Consider the following 5249-nt stretch of genomic DNA (forward strand, 5'->3'; position numbering starts at 1 on the left):
GGCATCGTCCGCATGAGCACCGCCCTCGGCACGATGGGGCTGCTGGCCGCCGGCGCGGCACCAGCATCGGCGTCGAGCGCCGGGGCCGCCCCGGACAGCGATCCCGCCCTGCGCAAACCGATCCTGGTCGGCGCCAACCCCGGGCTTCAGCTCTTCGACGCGTCGGGAGCGTGCACGGCCTACGTCTCCACCTGGCGTGTGGAGTGGTCCACCCATGGTGCAGGCAACGCCCTCGTCCTGTGGCGGCCCGACGGAGTGCGCGCCGTCGGGAAGGACCCGCGCCTCACCCTCTGGCTGGCCGACCACTTCGTCCGGCACTTCCCCGAGCTCGACGGCCTGCCCTGGTCCGCACCCCGCTTCCACCGGTCTCCGGTCCATGTCGACCTCGACCTCGCCGTCGGCCTGCTCGCCCGGGGCGGAGGTGTCGAGGTACACATGTCGGACGTGCTCGACCGCCGCGCCTTCGCCACCGACGCGTTCCCGCTGGGCGGCGTGGAGCACAGCCTGAGCCTGGTGAACGGCCCCTGTGCACAGGGCGGAACCCGCGTCGACGGCCACGTCCAGCCCGGCGTCATCATGCGGGGAGGAACCCCCGACCGGCCCTCGTCCTCGGCGTTCCTCGCCGCCGCAGAGGTGTGGCGCGCCTGAGCCTGCCGCAGGCAGCCGGTGACCTGTCGCGGGACTCCTTCGCCGGGTGCGGAGACATCGCCGTGGCCTGGCGCGCGCAACGTCAGGTGAAGAGGAAACGCGCCGCGGCCTCGGCGGGCGTGACACCCTCGCCGCCTCCGGGGACGTCGTGGACGGCGTGCGCGCCCTCGGAACGCAGCTGGTCGATGCCGGCGTGCCGGGCCATGGTCGCCGCATAGGCGCGGATGTCCGCTGCACTGATGTCGCTACGGTCCCGACCGGCCTGCTGGAGGAGGAGACGCTCGAGGTCCGGGGCGAACCGCAGCATGGTGACCGTCGCCCCGAAGCGTCCCGCGAGGGCGAGGAGGCGGGCGCGCGCCGGTGCCGTGACGTTGGTGGACTCGGCGACGGCCGTCCGGCCTGCGGCAAGCCGGGCGACGATCCTCCGGTCCCGCTCCTCGAAGATCCGGGCGTCCGCCGCGTCGGAGTCCTCCCCGCCGGGCGCAGCACAGCCGCGGTCACCGAAGAACTCCGCGCGAATCGCGTCGCTGGACACCACGGCGTCCTCGTCGATCTGCCGACACGCGACCAGGGCACGTACGAAGCTGGTCTTGCCCGAGGCCGGCGGGCCGACCAGCACGACGAGTCCGCGCGGCACCCGGACCGTATGCCGCCCGCGCAGGGGGTCCGGCATCGCTTCCGCTTGATTCTTCGACACGGTCCCCATCATGACGCGCACACCGCCGTCGCGGCCCGGGCTCGTGCCGCTGCTCCTCCTCATCAGCGAAACCGGCCGGGGAACAGGTCGGTGCCTGTGCTGATAATGGGCGCATGGAACCGATCGATGCCGCTCGTGCCGTCGTGGAAGAACGTCATCCGGACGCGCGTGCCGCGTTCCTGGGCGGGAGCGTCGTGACGAACCGCCGCACCGCCACCTCGGATCTGGACATCGTGGTGCTGCTCCACGGAAGCCCCGCCCCCTACCGGGTCAGCCTCCGTCACGGAGACTGGCCGGTGGAGATGTTCGTGCACACCGAGGAGACGTGGCACGCCTACGTCGACCGCGAACTGCCGAAGCGGCACTCCCCGCTGCTGTGGATGTGCGCGGCCGGACTGCTGCTCTTCGACGTCGACGGCGTGGGGGCGCGTCTCGTCGCGCACGGACGGAAGCTGATCGACGCCGGACCCGCGCCTGTGCCGGCGGAGGAGATCGACGACCGCCGTTACGCCATCACCGACCTCCTTGACGACCTCACAGGAAGCGACGACCAGAGCGAGCGCCTGTACATCGCCGTCGAACTCGTACGCAGGACAGGCGAGTTGGCGCTCGCCGTCTCCGGATCATGGGACGGCACCGGGAAGTGGCTGGCCCGACGCCTCGATGCCGCGCAGCCGGGGCTGACGATGCGTCTTCACGACGGGCTGCAAGGGGTGTTGAGCGGACGGGCCGAACCTCTCGTGGCGGTGGTCGACGAGGTGCTCGACCAGGCCGGAGGCAGGTTCTGGGCCGGGTACCGGCGTGCGGGGACGCCATGACCGCTCCCGCCGGGTCGGACGGCTCTTCCAGTACCCTCTCCCGTCACCTGCGCGGCAGTGCGACCGAAAAGGCGGGATCCTCGCCGGAGGCCACGGTGTAGAAGGACACCACTCCCCCGGGTTCCTCCACCGTCAGACGCACGTTCCCGGTGAGCGACTGACTGGGCCAGTAGTTCTTGCTCAGGCGCGCCATGTCGCCGGGGTTGGGGTCGGCGCTCTGCGGAGCCGTTGTCGGGCCCTTCCAGGTGACATCGGTGATCGAGAAATCGATGGGGTCCTGGCCGGAGTTCCGGACGCTGAGTCGTATGCGCACCGGCTCTGTGCCCGCTGCGGCTTGTGCGGCCCGACGGGTATAGGTCACCTCCTCTACGCGTACGTGCAGCGCCGAGTCGAGCGTGACGCCCTGGCCGGGTTCGAGCCCTTCACCGGCAGATTGCTTCTCGCCGGCGCCCTTGCCGGCCACGGTCGACGTCGCAGCGGGCGAACGTGCGGGATCCGCAGCCGGGGAGCTGCCCGTGCAGGCGGCGACACCCACGGCGCCGCAGCACAACACCAACGCGGCAAGACTTCTTCGACGTATGTGGTGGGGCAAGGCCGCCTCCTGCGGTCCGGGGCGGCACGCTCTGCCGCGGGATTCCACCACACCCTAGAGCGAGCTCGCCGCAGCAGTGCCTCGTACGCCATTGCATCGCCACTGCCATGGCCATGGCAGGAGTCGGTGCGGTTTCCGCGTCAACGCATCCGTCGAGCGGCATTCCGGGGAAGACGGAGTCGAGGCCCACAAGTCCTCTCGCACACCGCACACCGCACACCGCACACCGCACCAGGAGCGTCGACATGACCGTCGCGGTCGTCCTGTTCACCTCGGACCTGCGTCTGCACGACCATCCGCCGTTGCATGCCGCCCTGCGCGCGGCCGACGAGGTGGTCCCGCTGTTCGTCCGCGATCCGGGCGTGCGCGACGCGGGGTTCAGCGTGCCGAACCGTGAGGCGTTCCTGGCGGGCTGTCTGACGGACCTCGACGCCCGGTTGCGGCACCGCGGCGGTCGGCTGGTCGTACGCAGCGGACCGGTCGCCCGCGAGGTCGCCGCGGTCGCCGCGCAGTGCGGGGCGGGCCAGGTCCACCTGGCGTCCGACGTCAGCGCGTACGCGCGGCGACGGGAGAGCGCGCTGCGCGCAGTGCTGGACCCCATGGGAGTCGCGCTGCACGTGCACGACGGTGTGACGACCGTGGTGCCGCCCGGGGCGCTGACCCCGTCCGGCGGCGATCACGATCACTACGCGGTGTTCACGCCCTACTTCCGCAGCTGGTCGCGCGTGGCACTGCGCGAGCCACTGGATCCGCCGCGCGCGGTGCGGGTCCCGGAGGCCGTGCGCGGTGAGGCTCCGCCGTCGGCCCGGGACGTGGCCGGGATGTCGCCCGGTCTGGCCGAGGGCGGGGAGACCGCCGGCCGGTCCCGGTGCGCCGCATGGTGGCCTCAGGACCTGTCCCGGTACGACGAGCGGCACGACGACCTGGAGGCCGACGCCACGTCCCGGCTCTCGCCCTACCTCCACTTCGGAGCGCTCTCGCCCGTCGAGCTCGTCCGCAGGGCCCGTGCGCACGGTGGCCCGGGCGCGGAGGCGTTCGTGCGTCAGGTGTGCTGGCGCGACTTCCACCGCCAGGTGCTCGCGGCCCGGCCGGACGCGGCGCACGCGGACTACCGCGGCCGCGACGACGCGTGGCGCGGGGAGGCGGACGCGGCCGAGGACATCGCGGCCTGGCGGGAGGGGCGCACGGGCTATCCGGTGGTGGACGCGGGGATGCGCCAGTTGCGGCACGAGGGGTGGCTGCACAACCGCGCCCGGCTGCTGGTCGCGAGCTTCCTGACGAAGACGCTGTACGTGGACTGGCGGATCGGCGCGCGGCACTTCCTCGACCTGCTCGTCGACGGCGACGTGGCCAACAACCAGCTCAACTGGCAGTGGGTCGCGGGCACGGGCACCGACACCCGTCCGCACCGCGTGCTCAATCCGGTGATCCAGGGCAAGCGATTCGACCCTCGGGGAACGTACGTGCGCCGCTGGGTGCCTGAGCTGGCCGGTGTGGAGGACCGCCTGGTGCACGAGCCGTGGCGGCTGCCCGAGGAGACGCGGGCGGGTCTCGGCTACCCGGAACCTCTGATCGCTCTGGCCGACGGGCTCGCGCGCTTCAAACACGCCCGGGCGCGCGACTGACAGTCCGTGTCGCGCAGCCACCGCCTGCCTCGTGATTCTCCGACTCCCCGCATTGTCCTGTGCGACACGGCCGGGGGCGGGCTGTCACACCGGAGCAGCCCCAGGAGAGAGGAGCGCCAGCGCCTCGCGCAGACCGGCCGGCTGGAGCGAGCCCGCCACGGCGGGGCGCGCGCCCCGCCATCCGGGACCGGCGAGGACGAGTGTGGTGTGCCGACGCGCGCCTTTGATACCCCACGCCTCCTGCTGGAGATACAGCGCGAGCGGCACGTTGGCCTGAGAACGTGTCTGTGACCAGAGGACCACATGATCCGGTCCCGTACGCCGTACCGCCGCGACCAGGGCCTCCGCGGGGAGTGCCGCGCCGAGCATCCGCACGGGGTGGCCCAGGCGGCGAAGGGCAGCGTGCAGCGCCTCGAGGGGCAGGGTGTGCTGCTCGCCGGGCACGCAGGCCAGCAGGACCGGCGAGCCGTCGCGCCCGGGCATGGGCGGCGACCCGTGGAGCAGCGGAGCGCTTCGCAGCGCTGTGGAGACGTGCCAGGAGAGCAGGTGTTCCACCTCGACATAGCGGTCGCCGGCGGTCTCCCACTTCCGGCCCACGGCGTGCAGGGTCGGCATCATCAGCCGCTCCCACGCCGCCACGACGCCGTGGTGCCGGACGAAGGCCTCCAGTTGCCGATCCAGTGCATCGGAGTCGAGACGGACCGCCGCACGGGCGAGGCCCCGGCACTCGCGGCGCGCGGCGCCGTGTGGAAGCCCGGACTCCTCGGAGGCGGTCGTGTCGGGCTGCGCGGCCGCCGGTGCCGCCGCACGGACCCCAGCCGCATCCGGGGCGCTCTCCCGCCTCCTGGCGATCCGCGCGGCCTCCGCCG

General features: G+C 72.6%; 6 protein-coding genes. 3 read left to right on the forward strand and 3 right to left on the reverse strand.

The genetic code is table 11. From position 1 onward, the window contains the following. On the forward strand, positions 1 to 648 hold a 648-nt coding region (locus GTW43_RS11330), incomplete at its 5' end, for a hypothetical protein (protein WP_237536529.1). A gap of 82 nt (positions 649 to 730) precedes the next feature. Here the strand turns inward: GTW43_RS11330 and GTW43_RS11335 are convergent. Further along, on the reverse strand, positions 731 to 1345 hold the full coding sequence (locus tag GTW43_RS11335) for an ATP-binding protein (RefSeq protein ID WP_343245969.1): 615 nt from the start codon (positions 1343 to 1345) through the stop codon (positions 731 to 733). Between the two features lie 113 nt (positions 1346 to 1458). On the opposite strand from GTW43_RS11335, the gene GTW43_RS11340 reads away from it, so the two are divergent. Then, positions 1459 to 2163 carry a nucleotidyltransferase domain-containing protein gene (locus GTW43_RS11340; RefSeq protein WP_161301529.1) on the forward strand — a complete coding sequence of 235 codons (705 nt, stop codon included), beginning with the start codon at positions 1459 to 1461 and terminating at the stop codon, positions 2161 to 2163. A 43-nt stretch (positions 2164 to 2206) separates the two neighbouring features. On the opposite strand, the gene GTW43_RS11345 is transcribed toward GTW43_RS11340, so the two are convergent. Then, positions 2207 to 2626 carry a hypothetical protein gene (locus tag GTW43_RS11345; protein ID WP_161301530.1) on the reverse strand — a complete coding sequence of 140 codons (420 nt, stop codon included), beginning with the start codon at positions 2624 to 2626 and terminating at the stop codon, positions 2207 to 2209. Positions 2627 to 3000: 374 nt separating this feature from the next. On the opposite strand from GTW43_RS11345, the gene GTW43_RS11350 reads away from it, so the two are divergent. Further along, positions 3001 to 4380 (forward strand): deoxyribodipyrimidine photo-lyase, encoded by a 1380-nt coding sequence (locus tag GTW43_RS11350; protein WP_161301531.1) that lies wholly within the window; start codon positions 3001 to 3003, stop codon positions 4378 to 4380. Between the two features lie 84 nt (positions 4381 to 4464). Here the strand turns inward: GTW43_RS11350 and GTW43_RS11355 are convergent. Further along, a partial coding sequence (locus GTW43_RS11355; protein WP_161301532.1) for a cobalamin B12-binding domain-containing protein occupies positions 4465 to 5249 on the reverse strand: 785 nt, incomplete at its 5' end.

This window comes from Streptomyces sp. SID5785 (assembly GCF_009870065.1).
In the GTDB taxonomy this organism is placed as follows: domain Bacteria; phylum Actinomycetota; class Actinomycetes; order Streptomycetales; family Streptomycetaceae; genus Streptomyces.